Source organism: Streptomyces sp. NPDC004539, from assembly GCF_040610055.1.
Lineage (GTDB): Bacteria > Actinomycetota > Actinomycetes > Streptomycetales > Streptomycetaceae > Streptomyces.
The window spans coordinates 505,540-525,572 of sequence record NZ_JBEXLS010000004.1 but is presented as its reverse complement, the minus strand read 5'-3'; the positions used below and the strand labels follow the sequence as shown (position 1 = coordinate 525,572).

Annotated in this window: 17 protein-coding genes and 1 pseudogene; 5 read left to right on the top strand and 13 right to left on the bottom strand. The window is 73.3% G+C overall.

Annotation, left to right across the window (positions count from 1 at the left end):
* Window positions 1-60: 60 nt before the first annotated feature.
* Entirely contained in the window at window positions 61-1,158 is a 1,098-nt protein-coding gene (locus tag ABZX85_RS11780) for an LCP family protein (protein WP_355865338.1), read from the bottom strand.
* Between the two features lie 102 nt (window positions 1,159-1,260).
* On the bottom strand, window positions 1,261-1,662 hold the full coding sequence (locus ABZX85_RS11775) for a rodlin (protein ID WP_055722897.1): 402 nt from the start codon (window positions 1,660-1,662) through the stop codon (window positions 1,261-1,263).
* A gap of 222 nt (window positions 1,663-1,884) precedes the next feature.
* Here ABZX85_RS11775 and ABZX85_RS11770 point away from each other — a divergent pair, with 222 nt between their 5' ends.
* The 3 genes from ABZX85_RS11770 to ABZX85_RS11760 all read left to right on the top strand — a co-directional run bounded on the left by ABZX85_RS11770 (window position 1,885) and on the right by ABZX85_RS11760 (window position 3,987).
* Window positions 1,885-2,295 (top strand): rodlin, encoded by a 411-nt coding sequence (locus ABZX85_RS11770; RefSeq protein ID WP_355865334.1) that lies wholly within the window; start codon window positions 1,885-1,887, stop codon window positions 2,293-2,295.
* Between the two features lie 249 nt (window positions 2,296-2,544).
* Window positions 2,545-2,772, top strand: coding sequence for a chaplin (locus ABZX85_RS11765; protein ID WP_109362607.1), 228 nt, complete (start codon window positions 2,545-2,547; stop codon window positions 2,770-2,772).
* A gap of 168 nt (window positions 2,773-2,940) precedes the next feature.
* Window positions 2,941-3,987 carry a chaplin family protein gene (locus tag ABZX85_RS11760; RefSeq protein WP_355865331.1) on the top strand — a complete coding sequence of 349 codons (1,047 nt, stop codon included), beginning with the start codon at window positions 2,941-2,943 and terminating at the stop codon, window positions 3,985-3,987.
* Window positions 3,988-4,090: 103 nt separating this feature from the next.
* Here ABZX85_RS11760 and ABZX85_RS11755 read toward each other — a convergent pair whose 3' ends face one another.
* The gene (locus ABZX85_RS11755) at window positions 4,091-5,671 is read right to left on the bottom strand and encodes an NAD(P)-binding domain-containing protein (RefSeq protein ID WP_355865328.1); all 1,581 of its coding nucleotides are present in this window, start codon (window positions 5,669-5,671) and stop codon (window positions 4,091-4,093) included.
* Between the two features lie 416 nt (window positions 5,672-6,087).
* A pseudogene (locus ABZX85_RS11750) lies at window positions 6,088-7,320 on the bottom strand (ATP-grasp domain-containing protein); the annotation flags it as partial.
* 179 nt (window positions 7,321-7,499) lie between these two features.
* Between ABZX85_RS11750 and ABZX85_RS11745 the strand changes: the two are divergent.
* On the top strand, window positions 7,500-8,873 hold the full coding sequence (locus tag ABZX85_RS11745) for a glycosyl hydrolase (protein ID WP_355865326.1): 1,374 nt from the start codon (window positions 7,500-7,502) through the stop codon (window positions 8,871-8,873).
* A gap of 25 nt (window positions 8,874-8,898) precedes the next feature.
* Here the strand turns inward: ABZX85_RS11745 and ABZX85_RS11740 are convergent, their stop codons facing one another.
* From ABZX85_RS11740 to ABZX85_RS11700, 9 genes are read right to left on the bottom strand one after another with little or no spacing between them, the layout of a single operon-like run.
* A complete protein-coding gene (locus ABZX85_RS11740; protein WP_355865323.1) occupies window positions 8,899-10,005 on the bottom strand; it encodes a GNAT family N-acetyltransferase in 1,107 nt (368 codons plus the stop codon).
* Window positions 10,002-10,697, bottom strand: a complete 696-nt coding sequence (locus tag ABZX85_RS11735; RefSeq protein ID WP_355865320.1) for a lipopolysaccharide biosynthesis protein — start codon at window positions 10,695-10,697, stop codon at window positions 10,002-10,004. Before ABZX85_RS11735 ends, ABZX85_RS11740 begins: the two co-directional genes overlap by 4 nt.
* Window positions 10,694-11,827, bottom strand: coding sequence for a glycosyltransferase (locus ABZX85_RS11730; protein WP_355865317.1), 1,134 nt, complete (start codon window positions 11,825-11,827; stop codon window positions 10,694-10,696). Before ABZX85_RS11730 ends, ABZX85_RS11735 begins: the two co-directional genes overlap by 4 nt.
* Entirely contained in the window at window positions 11,824-12,567 is a 744-nt protein-coding gene (locus tag ABZX85_RS11725) for a polysaccharide deacetylase family protein (RefSeq protein ID WP_355865314.1), read from the bottom strand. Before ABZX85_RS11725 ends, ABZX85_RS11730 begins: the two co-directional genes overlap by 4 nt.
* Window positions 12,551-14,425 (bottom strand): lipid II flippase MurJ, encoded by a 1,875-nt coding sequence (locus ABZX85_RS11720; RefSeq protein WP_355865312.1) that lies wholly within the window; start codon window positions 14,423-14,425, stop codon window positions 12,551-12,553. The genes ABZX85_RS11725 and ABZX85_RS11720 overlap by 17 nt, the downstream gene beginning before the upstream one ends.
* A complete protein-coding gene (locus ABZX85_RS11715; protein ID WP_355865309.1) occupies window positions 14,422-15,735 on the bottom strand; it encodes an O-antigen ligase family protein in 1,314 nt (437 codons plus the stop codon). The genes ABZX85_RS11720 and ABZX85_RS11715 overlap by 4 nt, the downstream gene beginning before the upstream one ends.
* A 5-nt stretch (window positions 15,736-15,740) precedes the next feature.
* Window positions 15,741-17,141: an exopolysaccharide biosynthesis polyprenyl glycosylphosphotransferase gene (locus tag ABZX85_RS11710; RefSeq protein ID WP_355865306.1), complete on the bottom strand. Its 1,401-nt coding sequence runs from the start codon at window positions 17,139-17,141 to the stop codon at window positions 15,741-15,743.
* Window positions 17,138-18,316, bottom strand: a complete 1,179-nt coding sequence (locus ABZX85_RS11705) for a glycosyltransferase family 4 protein (protein ID WP_355865303.1) — start codon at window positions 18,314-18,316, stop codon at window positions 17,138-17,140. The genes ABZX85_RS11710 and ABZX85_RS11705 overlap by 4 nt, the downstream gene beginning before the upstream one ends.
* A gap of 54 nt (window positions 18,317-18,370) precedes the next feature.
* On the bottom strand, window positions 18,371-19,507 hold the full coding sequence (locus ABZX85_RS11700) for a DUF3344 domain-containing protein (protein ID WP_355865300.1): 1,137 nt from the start codon (window positions 19,505-19,507) through the stop codon (window positions 18,371-18,373).
* A gap of 265 nt (window positions 19,508-19,772) precedes the next feature.
* On the opposite strand from ABZX85_RS11700, the gene ABZX85_RS11695 reads away from it, so the two are divergent.
* Complete coding sequence (locus ABZX85_RS11695; RefSeq protein ID WP_355865297.1) at window positions 19,773-20,012, top strand: chaplin; 240 nt, start codon at window positions 19,773-19,775, stop codon at window positions 20,010-20,012.
* Window positions 20,013-20,033: the final 21 nt, after the last annotated feature.

The following is a 20,033-nucleotide window of genomic DNA, read 5'->3' as shown; positions in this document are numbered from 1 at the left end:
GAACGGCCCGCCCCCGCCGGAGGTTGCGCAAGTTGCCCCGTTCGGCCCAGCGCACCCGCGCTACTTGCAGGCGTACGCGCTCCCGCGCACCGGCACCGGCGCACCCAGCGGGCTCGGCGGGTCCTTCGGCCGCGGGTTCGCCCGCCCCACCAGCAGCGGCTGGTCCTTGGCGAGCCTCCCGAACACCGCCCGCGCCTTCCCCCGGTCCCACGCGAGCGTCGAACCGACGTCCCTGCGTACGGGGTTGAAGCCGGCGATCGGCACCGTCGCGAACTCCGTCGACGACGCCGGCACCTTGCGCAACTCGGCGGCCAGCCGCGCGAGTTCGAGGACACCGAAACCCTGCGGCCCCGAACCGAGCAGCGTGCGCGCCAGGTTGGCCGTACGCACCGGGTCGGCGAGCAGCTTCCGGGCCTGGAGCCCGCGCAACGCCTGGACCAGGAACCGCTGTTGACGCTGGATACGGCCGAGGTCGGCGCTGCTGTCGAAGTGCCGGGAGCGTACGTACTGGAGTGCCGGACCGCCGCCGAGCCGGTGCTTGCCGGGCCGCAGGTCCAGCTTCGTCGCGGAGTCCCGCAGCCGCCGGGGCGTGCACACCTCGACGCCGCCGGCCCGGTTCACGGAGTCGATGAAGCGCCGGAAGTCGACCTGGAGGTACTTGTCGATCCGTACCCCCGTCATCGCCGACACGGTCTTCACCGCCAGCTCGGGACCGCCCTCCTGATAGGCCGCGTTGAGCTTCGCGGGATGCGCGCGCCGGGTGCGCCCCGCGTCGTCGCGGTACGCCGGGACCGTCGCGAGGGAGTCCCTCGGCAGGCCGACGACGCTGATCCGGTCCCGGCGGGCCGAGAGGTGCACCAGCATCATCGAGTCGGAGCAGCCGCAGGGCTCCCCGCCCGCGTGGAAACGGCGCTTCTCGGCGGTCGTGATGGTGTCCCGCTCGTCGGTGCCGAGCAGGAGGATGTTCAGCGGGCGGCGGGGCGCGGAGTGCGCGGAGTGCGCGGCCGGCAGGGCGGCACCCGCGAGAAGGGTGCCGGTGGCGGTGAGGACGACGGCGGTGAGGGCGAGGCGGCGCCGGCCCGGCCGTCGTCGAGTGGCGGGCCGTCGTAGTGGCGAAAGGTTTCTGTCGGGGTCGTCTGGTGCTCTGTCGCTCGTCACGCGGCGCAAGGTAAGCGGAACGGGCCGCCGGAAGACCGGCGGCCCGCTGCGGTGGGGCCGGATTCAGCCCCTGGGCTCAGCGAAGTGAACCCGTTCGACGGCTCAGTGGTTGGCCGCGCCGTTGCCGGCGAGGACCGAGATGTCGTCGAGGATGTGCGACAGCGGCTCGTCGCCCTTGGCCTGCGTCGAGTTCTCGACACACTGCTGGTTCTGCGGGGAGGACAGGACGTTGATGTCCTGGACCGCGATCGGCACGAGGCCGACGATCGAACCGGCGTTGACCTTGGCCGGCAGACCGATGCAGGGCTTGTTGAGCGAGCCCTGGATGAGCGCCATCTGCGGGCTCATGTTGCCGTAGGTCGCCGAGTTGCCGAACGCCTGGGAGGCGCCGTTGCCGCTCGCGGAGGTCGTGCCGTGGTCGTTGCCGATGGCGAGGGCCGGGCCGGCGCCCGCGCCGACGACGGACGCGGCGACAGCGGCAGCGGCGAGTACCTTCTTGATCACTTGAATAAGTCCCTTCTGGAGAAACCCCGTCCACCGGAGTGCGCTGAACAACCGACGAAGGCGCCGGTCGGTTTCCCCCATTCACCCGTACGGCCCAAGAGCGGCGTGTCGGCAAACCGATCGGGTGAAGCGCCGCAACCAATTCCCGTGCCCGCTGTTGTGTCGGTGGCAGGCACATGGTCCCGGCTCCACGGCCGGGATCGGGAAAGAGAAGAGAGCGAAATGCTGAAGAAGGCAATGGCCGTGGCGGCGGTAGCCGCGTCCGTCGTCGGCGCGAGCGCGGCGATGGCCCCCCAGGCGCTTGCCATCGGGGACGACAGCGGGACCACCTCGGCCAGCGGCAACGGCGCGCAGTCCGCGTTCGGCAACTCGGTGACCAAGGGCGACATGAGCCCCCAGGCCACGCTGGTCCAGGGCTCCGTCAACAAGCTCTGCGCCGGTGTGCCGCTCAAGGCCAACGTGGGCTCCGTCGTCGGCGTGGTCCCGATCGCCGTCCAGGACATCCCGATCCTGTCGGCGCCGCAGAACCAGCAGTGCGTCGAGAACTCCACCCAGGCCAAGGGCGACGAGCCGCTGTCGCACATCCTGAGCGACATCTCCGCGCTGTCGGGCAACGGCGTCTCCAACGGCTGACGTCCGCCGGGTGTGTCATGTCCGGGCGGTCCGCTTCTGCGTGCGGGCCGTCCGGGCGTTTTTCTGTGACGCGCCGTCAATTCTCCTTGCTTTCTTGCAAAGAATCGTTCTGTCGCTCCAAAGTGCTGATTATATGAATGCGTTCGAGTGAATTCCCGTTCGGCCCATGTTGCTCAGTTTCTTTCGCTGTCTATCTCTCGTTTGCAGCCTGTAGGTCATGGGAGGCATGACCACGGAGAAGGGATAGACATGAAGAAGAGCGCTGCCGTCATCGCGGGTCTGGTACTGGCGCTGGGCGGTGCGGTTCCGGCCTTCGCCGACGCGGGCGCCGAGGGTGCGGCCATCGGTTCGCCGGGTGTCCTCTCCGGCAACGTCGTCCAGATCCCGGTCCACGTCCCGGTCAACGTCTGCGGCAACACGGTCAACGTGATCGCGGGCCTGAACCCGGCGTTCGGCAACACCTGCGTCAACGACTGACGTATCCGTCACACCAGGCTGAACGGCTTGGTCGAAGGCCGGCCTTGGACACCTGCCCAACGTTCCGAGGCCGGCCTTCGGCTCTCTTGTGCCAGTCGTGGCAGTCGTCGAGCGTCCGTTCACGCCGAGTCCAGCATTCATGGCAGTTCGAGCAGGAAGACAACGAGATTGCGACAGACCCTGAGCAGGGGAATGGTCGCGGCGGCTGCCGCGACGAGCATTCTGTCCCTGTGCGGCAGCCCGGCGTTCGCCGACTCGCACACCGCCGGCACGGCGGCCGGTTCGCCCGGCGTCCTGTCCGGCAACAACGTCGGGGTCCCCGTCGACGTACCGGTCAACGCCTGTGGCAACACCGCCGACGCGGCCTCCGGCCTCAACCCGACCTTCGGCAACTCGTGCGCGCATCACTCGGCGAAGCCGGGGGAGCAGCGGGATCACGAGTCGTACGGGTCGGATGAGGACCACTGGTCGTACGGGGGGTCGTACGGGTCCTACGGGTCGTACGGGTCCTACGGGGACGACGATCACGGGTACGGGTCCTCGTACGGCGACCACTCCGACGACGACTCCGGGTACGGCGGGGGTGACACCGGGGGTGGTGACACGCCTGACCAGCCGCCGACGGGGCACGACCAGCCTCCCACCGGCAACGACCAGCCCCCCACGGGCAACGACCAGCCGCCCACCGGCAACGACCAGCCTCCGGGTGGCAACGACCAGCCTCCGGGCGGGGGAGTCTGCGACAACCCCGGGGACGTGATCGGTACGCCGGACTCCAACGGGGAGACGTGCGAGCAGCCGCCGACGGGCAATGACCAGCCGCCCACGGGTAACGACCAGCCGCCGACCGGCAATGACCAGCCCCCTACGGGGAACGACCAGCCGCCTACGGGGAACGATCAGCCCCCTACGGGTAACGACCAGCCGCCCACCGGCAACGACCAGCCGCCGACGGGCAACGATCAACCGCCCACGGGGAACGACCAGCCGCCGACCGGCAACGATCAGCCGCCCACCGGCAATGACCAGCCCCCCACGGGCAACGACCAGCCGCCTACGGGGAACGACCAGCCCCCCGCCGGTCACCACGATCAGCCGCCCGTCCTGGCCCACACCGGCACGAGCGACCTGCTCGCCGCCGCGGGCTTCAGTGCCGCGATGATCGCCGGCGGTGCCGTGCTCTACCGACGTGGCAGGGCCGCGACCCGTCGGTGACACGGACCCTGGTCCGTACCCCTGCGCACACCTGGTGCCGGACGCTCCGAGAAGCGGCCGGCACCCGCGTTTTACGGCCGGTACGGATCGACCGGCCCCGGGATCAACGCCGTACGGCGTCCACCGAACCCCGTTCCCCGCTCCGCCCCGGTGCCGGGACCGCGCCGCCGGGAACGCCCGTGCGCAGCCGGCGCCGTACGCCGCGGACGAGGGTGCCCGCGGTGAAGGTCGCGCCGTGGACGAAGCGCATGGCGGGGCCGAAGCCGGAGGCGGTGACGAGGCCGGCCATGAAGAGGCCCGGCCAGGAGGACTCGAACTCCCGGCCCACGGCCGGAGATCCGTCGGCCACGGCACCGAGCGCCCCGCGCAACTCCGGGGAGAGCAGGGCGAGTCGCTCACGGGTGGCCTTGAAGCCGGTCGCCGCGATGACGTGGTCGGTCTCGATGACACGGGTCCGGCCGGAGGAACCGGCGATCTCCAGACGGAGCTTGTCGACGCCGGGGCGGATGCCGTCGGGAGTGAACCCGCCGCCACCGACGCCGGATACGGCCGACCCGCCACCCCAACGTCCGTCGCCCGCACCCGACTCGCCCCGCCCGGCACCCGAACGCCCGCCGGACGCACCCGACTTGTCCTGGCCGGAGCCGGAGCCGGAGCCGGAGCCGGATCGCCCGCCAGGCGCCGCCGACTCGCCTTGACCAACCCCCTGTTGCCTGCCGTCCGCCCCCAACCCGCCCTGCTCCCCGCCGAACAGCCCCCCGGCAACCCCCGACTCACCCTGCCGCGAGCCCAGTTCGCCACCCCCCGTCGGCTTCCCCTCCGCCGCCGTCACCTCATGCCCCAGCAGCACCTCGACGACCCCCTCCACCCGGTCCCGCACCCACCAGGCGCCGGCCGGGCCGAGGGCGTCGGCGGCGATGCGGGCGCGGGTCTCCTCGGGGAGGCGCCGGTACCAGCCGGCCCGCTCGGAGTAGAACCAGTTCCGCCACCCGCAGCCGAGCCCGCTGTGCGGGGAGCGGAGGGACTGCCACCACGGCCGCTCCCACGGCGGCGGCACGTCGTTCCAGTCGAGCCGGCCCGCGCGGGCCAACACCCGTACCTGCGTGCCCTGTTCGGCCAGCAGTGCGGCCGTCTCCAGGGCCGCCTGGCCGCCCCCGACGACCGTCACGTCCTGCCCCGCGAAGCGGTCCAGGCTGCTGTGGTGGCTGCTGTGGGAGACGAGGCCGGGGGAGACGCCGTGCAGCGCGGAGGGGATCTCGACGAACGGCATGACGCCGACCGCGAGGGCGACCGTACGCGCGTGGACGGTCTCCCCGTCGTCGGTCACCGCCTCGAAGCCGCCGGGGCGCGGGGAGATCCGGACGATCGTCCGCTCGTCCACCTCGGGGACGGCGTTGCGGGCGAACCACAGGCCGTAGTCGGCGAACATCTCCACGGGGATCGGCTCGCCGTGCCGCGCGGAGACGCCCCGCGTCTCGCAGTACGCGTCGAGCCGCCAGCGCGCGGCGGGGTCGGACAGGTTGGACGCCCACGGCTCGGACTTGAGGAACATGCCGCGCGGCATGTGGTCGCGCCAGGACGCCATGGGCCGGCCGAAGACGCGCAGGCTCAGCCCGGCGGATGCGGCGTGAGACGCGATGGACAGGCCGTACGGGCCCGCTCCCACCACCAGCAGGTCGAACATCAGCAACTGCTCGCTTTCTCGTCGTCGGTCGGAGGGGTCGTACCGGAGACCTCCGGGGAGGCCGGGGGAGGACCCGTAGGGGAAGCCGGGGGGAGATCCGGCGGGACGACCGCCGGCCCCGGCGGAGAACCCGCCGGGGAGCCCCCTGGAGAGGCTGTGGGGGAGCCCGTAGGGGACTCCGTGGGGGATACCTGCGGCGGAGATACCTGCGAGGGAGATACCTGAGGGGCAGCCGCCGATCCCGCCGCCCGCGAAGCGCCGGCAGCCGCCGATCCCGCCGCGCCCCCCGCCGCCGCAGAGCCCGCCGCAGCCGAGCCCGCAGCCGCCGCCCCAGACACCCCCGCCCCCGACGTCCCGCCCCCCGCCGGGGCCACCGTCAGGGACGTCGGCCGCAGCAGCCCGGTCCGGGAGACCGCCGGTGCGGCGGCCTGGCGTACGACTCGGGGGCGCGCGCCCGGACCCGGACCGGCCGCCGTGCGGCGTAGGCGTTCCGCGACCCGGGTGGCGACGTGGCGGCACCACAGGCCCCACATCGCACGGCCGGGGCCGGGGTCGTCGACGGCGTGCCAGGCGAGTTCGCGGCCGTGCGGGGCCGGGCGCAGCGCGGCGAGCGGGGCGTAGTTCTCGACGACGAAGGCGCGGCCGGGGCGCGGCGAGCCGGCCGTCGGCGGACGGTGCGTCAGGTCCAGGTGCTGGGCGCGGACGACGTCGAGGCCCGCCGAGTCCGAGAAGAGCCGGAACTGCGCGCCGGGCCTGGGGTTGAAGTCGAGCAGGTGGTAGGCGCCGGTCGCGGCGCAGCGCCGGAAGTCGAGGTCGAGGATGCCCCGGTAGCCGAGGTCGGCCGTCAGCCGCTCGGCGAGGGACGTCACCGTCGCGTTCGGCGCCCACTCCCCGACCGCCGTCAGCCCCGCCCCGCGCGGCCAGGACAGCAGCTTGCGGCCGGGCCCGCCCGCGAGGACGGCGCCCGCGCGGGCCGCGTACCCGTGGAAGAACCAGTCGAGCCCCGTGCCCGGCGCCAGGAACTCCTGGAGCAGCAGCCGGCAACCGGCCTCCTCCGTACGGAGGTACAGCTCGCGCGCCTCCTGCGTGGAGCGCAGGACGACCGTGCTGCGCAGTCCGCTCCCGCCGGGCAGCAGCCACGGCCTGCTCCACTTCGCGACCACCGGCAGTCCGAGCCGCCACGCCGCCTGCGCGGCCTGCTCAGGGCTCTCCGGGACGACCGTCTCGGGATGCGGGACGCCCGCCGCCCGGCACAGCCCGGCCAGCTCCGCCTTGTCCGCGACCCGCTGAGGCAGCTCACCGGGCTGCTGCGGCAGCAGGTACGCGGGCGCCAGCTCCGTACGCAGCCGGCTCACCGCGACCGCGCCCGCGTCGTCCATCGGGATCAGCACGGCGGGCCGCTCGACGCGCGCGGCGACCCGCAGCAGCACGGCCGCGATGTCGGCGTCGGCGGCCCCGGGCGGCGGTGGCGGGTGCAGCTGCCGTACGAACCGGGAGTGGCGTACGGGGCTGCCCGCGACGTCCGCGACGAGGTGGACCTCGACCCCGGCGCGGCCGAGGGAGCGCACGGCACCCAGCGTTCCGTGGTGAAAGGGATTCCGGTCGATCCGCAGGAGCACTGCGGGGACGCGGGTGTCGAGCAGGGGCAAGGTCGATTCCTTCGGTTCGTTCACCGGTGCGGGCGAGTGGACCACTCGAAAGCCGTAACGGCGGTGGCGTACTTCCTTTTCGTATGACTTACATGTGACTGTCTGTCAGGAATTCCTGACGCTGTCATAACGCGCGAATGGTGCGGTCATCACGCGTGAGAGTGGAGAAAGGAGCAGGCATGGCCCCACGAAAGCGACGTGCCCGGTCCCGGCGGCTGGCCGTCGTGGCGACTGCTGTCGTCGTATCGGCCGCCTTGGCCTCCGGTCCTGGTTTCGCCGCGGGTTCGGGGGTGGTGCGGAGCGCCGATCCGCCCGCTCCCGCGTGGTGGGAGAGTGGCCGGTGGACGGACGGGTGGTGGGGGGACGGCGACGAGGCCGCGGCCCCCGCCCAGGAGCCGGCCCCCTCGGCGGTCCCCGCCCCCGTGGACCCCGCGGTACCCGTAGTACCTCCGAAGGACCCGGCGGCCCCCGCCAAGAAGTACCCCGCCTTCGGTGCCTACCTCGACTACGGTCCGCGCGGTGTCGCCCGGATCGCCGAGCTGAGCCGCTGGCTGGGGGGTTCCGAGCTGAGGGTCGGTCACACCTACCTGCCGGGCGACCGGTGGAGCAACATCGAGGGCGCCCCCGGCTTCCTCGACGTGTGGGCGGACTGGCGGCGCGAGAAGGACGACCGGATGTTCGTCCTGAACGTGCCGATGCTGGAGCGCAACGAGGAGGGCGTCCCCGACTCCGAGGTGCGCCGGCTGCTGCGGCAGGGCGCCGCCGGTCAGTTCGACCACCACTACAAGGCCCTCGCCGAGCGGCTCGTCGCCCTGAAGGTGCCGGACACGGTCATCGTGCTCGGCTGGGAGATGAACGGCACGACGTACACCCACCGCTGCGGTCCGGACCCGGAGTCCTGGAAGAAGTACTGGAACAGGATCGTCACCACCATGCGTTCGGTGCCGGGCCAGCAGTTCAAGTTCGACTTCACGCCGAGCCGGGGCCGCGACGCCGTTCCGTGGACGGAGTGCTATCCCGGTGACGACACGGTCGACATCGTCGGAATGGACTCGTACGACCAGCCCACCGGCCGGACGTTCGACGAACAGGTGACAGAGCCCTACGGCCTTCAGAGCCACGTGGATTTCGCGAAATCCCACAACAAGGCCATCTCCTATCCGGAATGGGGACTCTTCCGCAACGGTGACAACCCGGAGTACATGCGGCGCATGCTCGCCTGGATGGACGAGCACAAGCCGCTGTACAACACGGTCACCGACTACTGCCCGCACGGCGTGTGGCAGTGCGGTGCGAACCCGCGCTCCTCCGAGGTGTACCGCTCGCTGCTGTCCGGGCGGGTGGACGAGCCGGTGACCCCGGTCGAGCCTCCGGTGGTGCCGCCCGTCGTACCCCCGGTCGTACCTCCGGTGGTCCCGCCGGTCGTACCGCCGACCGAGCCGCAGCCCGAACCCCAGCCGAACTGCGCGCCGGTGAGCCTCGGCAACTGGGTCGAGTACTGGCTCGGCGGGAAGCTCTGCGTCAAGTTCGACTGGTTCTCCCGCAACCGGTGACCGAGCCGGTGGTGGCGGGACCGCCTCAGGTCCCGCCGCCACCGGACCGCTCCCTGAAGGACTCCCAGCGGTGCAGTAATTCCTTGCCGCGCCGCCGGGCCGCCACGTCGCACAGCGCCGCCGACAGCAGTGGCGCGGTGCGCCGCCGGGCGAGCAACAGCCGCTGGTTGACGACCGGTTCGGGCCGCCAGTGGTGCTTGTACGGCTCGTTCCCGCGCAGCAGGCTCAACGCCCCCCGGGTCCGCTCGCGGGTGTGCTCGGCGCACGCGTCCAGCAGCATCACCGCGACGTCCGCCTTCCGCTCCCGCAGCCGCGGATGCGCCCCGTACAGGTACCCCCCGGCCAACTTCCGGGACAGCAGCGTGAGATCGACGGCGACGACGTCGTCGTCCAGCCGGAACTCGGTCACCACCGCGTCCCCCGACCTGACCATCGGCCCGACCGAGCGCACCAGGTGCTCGCAGAACCGGCGTTGCAGGTGCTCGGAGGTCACCTTCCGCCCCTGCCACTGGAGTTGGTGCAGTTCGAGGAGGCGCCGCAGCGCCCCGTCCACCTCGTCCGGCGCGACGACGCTGCGCTCGACCCCGAGCGAGGTCAGCTTGCGCAGCTTGGCCCGCACCCGCTGGGCCTTCGCCGACGGCAGCCGCGCCACCAGCTCCTCCATCGGCACCGCGGGCAGCTCCAGGCACACCGAGTCGCCGACCCGGCGCCGGGGCCCGCGCCAGTGCTCGTACACCCGCTCGACGGCGCCCCCCGGACGCACCTCGCGGAAGTCGATCAGCGCGGTGCGGGCCGCCGCCGCGAGCCCCTCGGTGAGCGCGGCCACCGCCTCCTCCGCGCGCCCGTCGTCGACCAGGACGTCCCCGTAGTCGGAGATCGCCCCGCCCAGCGGCACGAGCGCGGGGAAGGGGCTGCGGACGGCCATCAGCGGGGCGGCGGCCAGCAGCCGGCCGTCCGCGCCGCGCACCAGCAGCAGGCGCAGTCGGCCGCGCCTGCCGTAGGACAGCCACCAGGAGTGCAGCCAGGCGTGGCTCTGGAACGGGGTCGCCGTCGCGCACCGCCCGTACAGGTCCGCCCAGTCGGTGGCGAGAGCCGCGAACCGGGCCTCGTCCGCGACCAGTTCGGTCTTCATCGTGCCCCGTGGACGTCGGCGGCGAGAGCCGGGCCGGGGACGGGCGCCTTGGTCTCCTCCGGGGACTCCGCGACAACTCCGTGGCCGGCGAGCTGAGTCGCCCTGACCGCCGTGCCCTTCCGCTTCGGGCGCACCAGCAGCACGAGTCCGCCCAGCAGCCCGCCCGCGCTCGCGCCGACCAGGCCGGTGACGGCCGGGGACTGCGAGGACGGGGCGGTCGGCTTCATCGCCCGTGCGAACGACTGGAGTTCGACGTTGGTGGTCTTCTCGCTGCTCTTCGCGTGCTGGGTGAGCGCCCGCGACACCGCGTTGGCCATGTCGGCGGCGAGGTCGGCACGCCCCGAGGCCGCGGTGATCGACACCATCGGGGCGTCCGGCGAGGTCGCCGTCTGGACGCTCTTCTGGAGCGTCGCCACGGGCACCCCGGCCCACACCTGCGCGTCCCCGAGCACCGCGAGCTGGGTGGCGACCCGGCCGTACGCCTGCGCGAAGCCGAGCGCGGAGGACGGGTCGGACTTCTCGGCGGGGACGGCGACGACGTACGCGGTCGCCGTGTAGACGGGCGGCTTCAGCAGGCCGTACGAGCCGCCGGCCAGGCCGCCGACGAGGGCGCCGGCGGCGAGCAGGGTCCACGGCGGGAGCGCCTTGGCGCGGGTGAGCACGGCGGGGCGGCGGGAGGTGTTCTCGGTCATGTGGCGGTGGCTTTCTGGGGTGACGGGACGGAAAGGGTGGTCGTGTAGACGTCCATGAGCCGCGCGGCGCTGCGGGCGATGTCGTAGTGGCGGGCGGCCTCGGGCGGGGTGCGCGGGCCGGAAGTCGTGGGTCTGCGCAGGGACTCGGCGAACGCCTCGGCGCTGCACGGCACTTGGCGGGCGTCCGGCGCCCGGGTCGGCAGGTCCTCGACCGCCGGGCACGACGCGTACCGCACCGGCAGCCCCGAGGCGAGCGCCTCGATCACCGCCAGCCCGAACGCCTCGTCCGGCGAGGGCGACGCGAGGACGTCCATCGCGGACGTCAGCGACGGCAGGTCGGGGCCCGGGGTGCCGTCCGGGACGTACGGGCGCTCGCCGGTGAACAACACCCGGTCGGAGACGCCGACTTCGTGCGCGGTACGCCGCAGCACGCTCTCCTCGGGACCGCCGCCGACCAGCAACAACCAGTGATCGTCCGGGAGTCGACCGAGGGCCTCGATGAGGACGTCGAAACGTTTCCCGGCGCTGAGGCGGCCGATGCCGCCGACGACGTACGCGTCCTCCGGCAGCCCCAGGCGGCGGCGGGTGCGGTGGCGGGCCACCGGGTCGAAGCGGAAACGGGCCAGGTCGATGCCGTTGGGGACCACCTCGATACGGGGTCCGGGCACCCCCCAGCGGCGCAGCCGGTCGGCGACCGTGGGGGAGACGGCGACCGTCGAACGGCCCAGCCGCTCGCTCGCGAGATACAGCGCGCGCACCCCCTTGGTGAGGCTGCGGCCCTCCATCTGCGCGTCGCCCAGGGAGTGTTCGGTCGCGACGATCGCCCGCACCCCAGCGAGCCGGGCCGCGAGCCGCCCGTACACGCAGGCGCGGTAGAGGTGGGTGTGGACGAGGTCGTAGCCGCCCGCCCTGATGTGCCGCACCAGCCGGGGCAGGGCGCCGAGGTCGCGGTTGCCGGCCATCCCGAGGTGCGTGACGGGGACGCCGTCCGCGATCAGGCCGTCGGCGACCGCACCCGGGTTGGTGAGCGTGACGACCTCGCAGTCGACCGGCAAGTGCCGGATCAGCAGCCGCAGTTGCTGCTCGGCACCGCCGGTCCCCAGGCCCGTGATGATGTGCAGCGCCCTCACCGCAGGCCCTCCACCGGACGGCGGCGCAGCCGGTGCAGCCGGTGCTTGAGGAACAGCCGGGCGGCGGTGTCGTTCTGCCCGATGTGCACGCGCGGCAGGGCGTGGACGCCGTTCAGGGCGCCGGGGTCGATCGCGCACGCGTACCCGTACCCGGCGGCGCGGACGGCGGCCACGGCCCGCTCGTCGATCGTCCCGTAGGGGTAGCAGAAGCCGGTGACCTCGCTCTTCAGGAGCTCCTGGAGGCGTTCGCGGCTCTGGGCGGTCTCCGCGGAGAGGGTCTCGTCGTCGGCCTGCGTGAGGTCGACGTGCGTGAGGCCGTGGGAGCCGATCTCCACGCCCTGCGCGGCGGCCTCGCGGATGCCGTCCGCCGTGAGGAGCGGTTTGCGGGGGCCCAGCGGGTCCCAGGCGTTGTCGCCGCCGAGCCGGCCGGGGAGGACGAAGAGGGTCGCGGTCATGCCGTGGGCGCGCAGGACAGGGAGCGCGCTGTCGACGAAGTCGGCGTAACCGTCGTCGAAGGTGAGGCCGATCAGGCCCTTGCGGTCGGGTGCCGCGAGCAGCTCGGCCATGGAGACGCCCCTGAGGCCGCCGCGCGCGAACCAGGCGAGCTGCGCGTCGAGCCGCTCGGGGGTGACCGTGATCCGGTAGGGGTCGTCGGTGCAGTCGCCCACCGAGTGGTACATCGCCACCCAGGGAAGGGAGTTGAGGGAGGGCCGTCTCGGGGCCTCAACGGGAACGGACATGGGCTGCCAGCCTTCTGGTCGCGGAACGGGTGGATCGCAGGACGGGCTCGACGCCTTGGGCGTCCAGCGCCCAGCCGAGGAGGAGGAAGACGACGATCGCGGTCAGCCCCCCGGCCACCGCCCCCGTGAGAGGCCCCCCGCTGACATGGCCGGCCGCGTACGTCCCGAGGACCGTCGCGACCAGCGCGGCCCGCACCGGCCGGCTCAACTCGTGCAGCACGCCCCGGACATGGACCGGCACACTGCGCGGCCCCATCCCGGCGAGCAGCACCAGCGCGGTGACGGTGATGCCGGCCGCGTTCGCGACGGCGATCCCGGTGACGCCGAGCGACCCCACGGTCAGCGCCCCGATCCACGACGTCACCACGATCCCGGCGGCCATCGCCCCCACCGGGTACCAACTCGGGCGCCCCGCCGAGAAGTAGGAGCGCACCAGCACACCGGTGAGGGTCTGCCCGAGCAGGCCCAGCGCGTACACGCGCATCACCTGGGCCGTCGCCGCCGTGTCCTCCGGGGTGAACGCGCCCTTCTGGAACAGGAGTTGGATGATCTGCGGAGCGCAGGCCACCACCGTCGCCGTACCGAGGAGCACCACACAGGTCGCCAGCGCGAGATCGCTCTCCACCCGCTTGCGGGCCCGCTCGGTGTCCCCCTCCGCGAGCGCCCGCGCGACCACCGGGAACGTCACGGTGATCAGCATCATCGACAGCAGCATCGGCATCTGCGCCACTTTCTGGGCGTAGTTGAGATGCGAGATGGCCCCCTCCGGGAGCCGCGAGGCGAGGAACCGCTCGATCAGCACCTGCGACTGCCGGCACAGCGCGAACAGCAGGACCGTCGCCAGCAGCGCCACGTCCAGCGCCTGCGGCTCCCGCTCCCCGCCCTTCCCCTCCGCGGCGGTCCGCGCCGTCAACCGCTTGAGCAGCGACGGCAGTTGGACGACGACCATGAGTGCCCCGCCGACCGCCACCCCGACGGCCGCCGACCGCACCCCCCACTGCCCGCCCAGCACGAACATCCCGGCGATGATCCCGATGTTGTACGCGACGTAGATCGCGGCGGGCGGCCCGAACGTCCGGTGCGCCCTGAGCGCGGCGCTGCAATAGCCGGCGAGCCCGAAGCTGACGACACAGGTCGCCGTCAACCGGGTGCAGTCCACGGCGAGTTCAGGGTTCGGCAGGCCCGGCGCGAGCACCTCGACGACCTGCGGGGCCAGTCCGACGATCAGCGCCCCGACCGCGACGAACGCGAGCGAGAGCTTGGGCAGGGTCCCCGCGACGAGCGCCCGCACCGGGTCGCCCGCACCGCCCTGCGCCCTGCGCGCGAGCGCCATGCTGAACGCCGGGATCAGCGCGAACGCCATCCCGTCCTCGATCAGCAGCGTCGCCGCGAACTCCGGGATCGTCCACGCCACCAGGAACGCGTCCGTCTCCTGCCCGGCCCCGAAGAGCCGCGCGAGCGCCTGGTCCCGCACCAGCCCGAGCAGCGACCCCGCGATGGAGAGGGCCGCGGTGAGGACGGCGGCCTTGGCGAGGAACTTGCCGGTGGGGTGGGAGGGTTCACGGGCGGCGGAGGGCTCGGCGGAGGGTTCGGGAGAAGCGGAGGGCCCGGGAGAAGGGGCGGTCGGCGGATGCGGGATGCCGGGCCCCCCGGATCGGGCGCGCGCCCCCGACGGGCGAGGCCCGCCGCCCGAGGCGTCGCCCCCGAGGCCGACGGATTCGACACCCGCCTCGGCGACGAGCGCGCCCTGAGCCTCGGCCTCCGTATCCGCTGCTCCGCCCCACCGCACGGACGGCACCGGCTCGGTCTCCCGCGCCGTGCCGTCCGTACGAGGTGACCGGGAAGAGGGCACTGTCATCGGGCGGCGGCCCCCTCGGGAGCCGACGGGCCGACCAGCGCCCACCAGGCGATCAGGCCGAGGCAGACGGCCGTGAGGACGGTGGAGGGGCCGCCGATGTCGGCGTACATGAAGTCCGTCAGCTGCCAGACCGACAGGCCGCAGGCGACCAACGCGCAGTCCAGGCCGCCTCGTTGAGTGCCCCGGACGCGGATCAGGTTGCGCAGGGCGCAGGTCAGGAGAGCCAGCCAGCCGCCCGCGAGGGCGAGCAGACCGATGAGGCCCTGCTCGCTGAGGATCAGCAGGTACATGTTGTGCGGGGAGAGCAGGGGCTGCTTGACGTACGCCGACCCCGCGCCCTCCGTGTCGCTCCCGGAGGACAGCGCCAACGACGCGTGCGTGTCCCGGTGTTCGGGGAAGCCCTTCAACCCGACGCCCGTCAGCGGCTGTTCGCGCCACATCCCGATCGCCGCGGCCCACATCGTGTACCGGTCGGTGACGGACTGGTCCGGCGCGTCGGTGACCTGCGTGATGCTGCTGACCCGCTCCTGGAGCATCGCCGAGCCGACCCCGAACCCGCCGACCAGGATGATCCCGAGGGCGGCGACAACCGCCCCCACCTTCAAGGCCCTTCGCAGTCCGGCGAGGACCAGCTGGACCGTGCAGGTGAGGGCCGTGGCGATCCAGGCGCCCCGGCTGAAGGAGAGCGCGAGCGGCACCAGCAGCGCCCCCGCGCAGACCGCCGCGATCAGCCGCTCGCGCGCGACGGACCGGCCGAGCGCGAGCCCGACCGAGCAGATCAGCCCGAAGGACACGACGGTCGCCATCCCCATCACGTCCTGCGGCCCGAACGTCCCCACCGCCCGGATCTCCTCGCCCTGGTAGGACGCCCCGGTGCCGGTGACGAACTGATGGACGCCGACGGCCCCCTGCCACCCGGCGAGCGCGACGAACGCCCAGGCGAGGAGCCGGAAGTCACGGGCGTCCCGGACGAGCAGCAGCACGGCCGCGGGGACCAGCACGAAGATCTGGAGATAACGGCCGAGGCCGGTCGTGCCGGCGCCCGCCGAGGACGCGCCGAGCGCCGCGAGCGTCAGCCCCGCGACCGGCATCCCGAGCAGCACGGCCGCCCGCCGGGACAGCGGCCGGGCCCGCCGCCGCAGCAGCCGTACGGCACAGAAGAGGACGACCAGCGCGGAGAGCGCGTCGGCGGGTCCCGCGCCGCCCTCGCCGCCCGGCGTGACGGGCAGGGCGATGAGGGCGATCACGGCGACCACCGGCAGGACCGGCGACCAGGACCGGGGCGGGGTCAGGGGCAGGGCGAGGGCCATCGGCGTCAGCTCCCGGTCGGACGGACGAAGGCGGCGGCGGTGCGCAGCAGGATGCAGACGTCCTGCCACAGCGACCAGTTGTCGATGTAGGCGTTGTCGTGGCGGGCCCGGTCCTCGATCGAGGTGTCCCCGCGCAGCCCGTTGATCTGGGCCAGCCCGGTGATCCCGACCCGCATCCGGTGCCGGGCCGCGTAACCGGGGTAGGTCTGGCTGAACTGCCCGACGAAATAAGGCCGTTCGGGACGCGGCCCGACGAGGCTCATGTCCCCGCGCAGCACGTTCCACAGCTGGAGCAGCTCGTCCAGCGAGGTCTGCCGCAGGAACCGGCAGAACCGGCTCATCTCCCGCTCCCCGGCGACGCTCCACCGCGTCGCCGCCTCGTGGTCGTCGGCCGGGCGGTAGGTGCGGAACTTCAGCAGCGTGAACGGCCGCCCGTCCTTCCCGATCCGCTCCTGCCGGAAGACGACCCCCGGCCCGTCGGTGAGCCGCAGCACGACCGCGCACATCAGCAGCAGCGGGCTGATCAGCAGCAGCAGCGTCCCGGACACGGCGACGTCCAGCAGCCGCTTCCCGGCGCTGCCCCGCCGCCGCAGCCCGAGGTCCAGCGGCCGGCGCGCGTACCCGGCGAGCTGGTCGCGCGAGCTGTACGACGGCGACTCGGCGTCCACCTCCCACACCGCGCACCCGGACTCCGCGAGCGCCCGCAGCAGTGGCGCTTGCCGGGTCCGGACGGCCGGGTCGACGCACAGGACGTCCCGCACCCCGTTCTGCACGACCGCCATCTGGACGTCCTGACCCGTCGTCAGAACCGGCAACCCGCCGCTCACGCCGCCCTGTTCGGAGACGATCCCGACCGGCTCCACCCCGCAGCGCGCGTCCCGCAGCACGGCGGCGGCGACCCGCTGGGCGGTGGCCGCCGGACCCACGACGAGCGCGGCCCGCGGCATTCGGGCGACCCGCCGCCGGCGCCGGTAGTGCACCAGCGACCGCCCGGCGCACGCGGCGCCCGCCTGCGCGGCGAACCCGAACCCGAGGGTCCCCCAAGTCAGCGCGTCCACCGGCGAGTTGGCGGCGACCAGGGCGGCCAGCGCGAGCCAGGCGACCGCGATCCGCCCGCAGACCGTGGGGAGTTCGTCCAGCACCCCCGCGACGGGCCGGTTCCGCTGGGGCCGCAGGAGTATGGTCGCGGCGACCAGGACCCCGACGAGCAGCGGTCTGCGCTGCGCCTCGGCCAGCGCGGGGACGCCCGCGGCGACGGCCGTGAAGTCGGCCAGCAGCAGCGGCAGCGGCGAGGGCGGCCGGGCCGAGGGCCTGCGGACCGGGAACCGGAACCCCGTACCGCTCTCGCGGCGCGGGATGACGGAGACGGGCGATCCGGGGGAGGGGACGGTGCTTTCGGCGGTCACGAGTGGATGGACTCCCTGCACTCGGTGGACTCGACGCGCGGCGACGGCCGCTGTCCGCCGAGGAGTTCGCGGTAGAGCTCCGCGACCGCCCCGGCGCTGCGCCGCACGTCGTGGGTGGACAGGACGTGCCGGCGGCCCCGGGAGCCGAGGGATTCGCGCAGCAGTGGGTCGAGCAGCAGACCGGTGACCGCACCCGCCAGCGCGGCGGGCTCCCCGGGCGGCACCAGACAGCGGTCGGCGAGGTCGGGCGGCAGGCTCTCGCGGGCGCCGGCCACCTCGGCCAGCACCACGGGCCGGCCGCACGCCATCGCCTCCAGCGGGGCGAGCGCCATGCCCTCCCAGCGGGACGGCAGGACGACCAGATCGGCGGCCTGGTACCAGGGGGCGGTGTCCTCGACGGCCCCGGCGAACGTCACCGACTCCGGTGCGCGCGCGGTGAGTTCGGCCCGGTCCGGACCGTCCCCGACGAGCACCAGCCGGGCTCCGGGCACCTCGCGGACGACCGACTTCCAGGCGGTCAGCAGCAGGTCCTGGCCCTTCTGCCGGCACAGCCGCCCCACGCACACCACGAGCGGTGCGGCGGGGGCGACGTCCGGGAGGAGGGCGGCGCGGACGGTGTCCACGGGCGCCGGGTGGAAGCGTCCGGCGTCGATGCCGTTGGGGATCACCTGGTACCGCCCGGTGATCCCGGCCCGCTCCCCGGCGGCCCGCTCCCCCTCGCTCACGCACACCAGCCGGTGCGCCCAACGCGCCCCGTACCGCTCCCAGTTGAGGGCGAGCGAGGCCATCGCCCCGTCGACCGCCTCGAAGGACCAGGCGTGCGGCTGGAACACCGTCGGCACCCGCCCCCGCACCGCGAGCCGCCCGGCGAGACCCGCCTTCGCGGAGTGCGCGTGCACCAACTCCGGCCGCACGTCCCGCAGGAGGCGCGTGAGCCGCCGTACCTCGGGGACCAGCGAGGGCCCCGGCGCCCGCGCCGCCTCCCAGCGGCGTACGACGGCCCCCAGCGCGGCCAGATCGGCGGCGAGGGGGCTGTCGGGGAGGGCGACCGTGACGCGGTACCCCGCGGCGAGCTGAGCCGTCGTCAGATCCCGGACGACGCGGGCGACTCCGCCGTCCACGGGCTGGGTGAGATGCAGGACCCGGGGGCCGGCTTCGGGCACTGACTGGTGCATTGCGCGGTTTCCTCGCTCACGGACGACGCTCGGGACGGGCGGGAACGCGCCCGACTACTGCCGGGCGTCGACGGCGACGAAGAGCGCGCCGGCCCACGCCGCGTCCCGGGAGGAAACGAGGCGGAAGCCCGCCTGGTCACCACCGCGCCGCAATCCCTCGCTCAGATCGAACACGTCGGAGTCGTAGCCGAGGGTCCTCGCGTACGCCGGTTCACGCGCCGCCGGAGCCTCCCCCGGCTCGCTGATCGTGGAGTTCAGTACGTCGTCGCCCGGATTCGCGGCGTCCGAGAGCGCGGTTTCGCGGCCGACGCCCGTCGAAAACATGAGCGAGTCACCCGTTCGGCCGGGGTCGCCGTTGTAGGCCACGAGCCCGGCGTACCCGCCCGCGTGCGCCTTCAGTGCGCGCCCCTTGAGTGTCACTTCGTGCCCCCGCTTGGCGTTCAGGGTGTCGAAGCCGTCCCAGAGGGAGAGGTGACGGAGGGGTTCGTTCCGATTGTCGTACGCGACCACGAGCGTCCACCCGCCCCAGGCGCCGGCCGCCGACTTGCCCATCGCCACGTTGACTTGTGCGACCGTGTACAGCCCCGAACCGCTCTCCCGGACCAGCTTCGTGACGTCCGCGGACGCCTGGAAGGCGTCGGCGCCGCCCGCGACGCGGTGACCGGTGACGGTGTCGGCGAGGAGCGCCTTGTAGGAGCCGCCGGGTTCGGCGATCAGGACGCGGCCGTTGTCCTTCGGGGGCTTCTGCTCGCCGACGCGCAGGTTGCCGCCCCAGTAGAGGCGGGCGTACGTGACGCGCGAGCCCTCCGGGAGGCGGACCTCGGCGCGGGAGGAGTTGTAGGTGTTGGGGTCGTCGTCGACGTCGACGTAGAACATGTCGAAGTCCCCGTTGGCGGGCGGGAGTTCTGCGGTCCGGCGGCCGGCCCTGGCCTCGGCGCAGCCGGCGGTCTCGGCGCGGCAGCTGATCGAGGTGTTCGCGGCGCGGACGATGCCGCCGTGCTGGGTGGCCTTGTAGCGCTCGGCGAAGGGGAGGGAGGGCGCCTCGGCGGCTGGGGCGGCTGGGGTGGCGGGTGCGGCGGGTGCGACCGGCACCGGGGGCGCGGCGCTCGCCGGGTTCGGGGTCCAGAGGGTGGCGAGGGCGAGGACGCCCACCGTCGCGCGGCGCAGCAGCGGAGCCAGGGAAGTGCGCATGACCGGCGTGGCCCTTTCGAGGAACCTGCGGGGGCGAGTCCGCAGTGCGATTTGCTGGCTTATAGGAGTGCGTCGGATGGGCCGCAACTCTAAACCGTATTCGGACTAATCCGTTGATAGCGGACAAGTGTGTCGGAATGGTGAAAGCGGCCCCGTCGGGAGATCACCCCATTGGCCGCACAACCACTCGGGGCGTCACGCGTTGACACAGCGCCGGGCATCCCCGCCCGCATGTTCGTGTCGAAACCCCAAGGAGCACCTCTCCATGTCGCGTATCGCGAAGGGCCTGGCCCTCACCACCGTTGCCGCGGCGGCCGTCGCCGGCGCTTCCGGCATCGCCGCCGCCGACAGTGGCGCGCAGGGTGTCGCCGAGCACTCCCCGGGTGTGCTGTCGGGCAACGTCGTCCAGGCTCCGATCCACGTGCCGGTCAACGTCTGCGGCAACTCCGTCGACGTCATCGGCCTGCTGAACCCGGCCTTCGGCAACACCTGCGTCAACGACTGACGCATCGCCTCGCAGGACGGC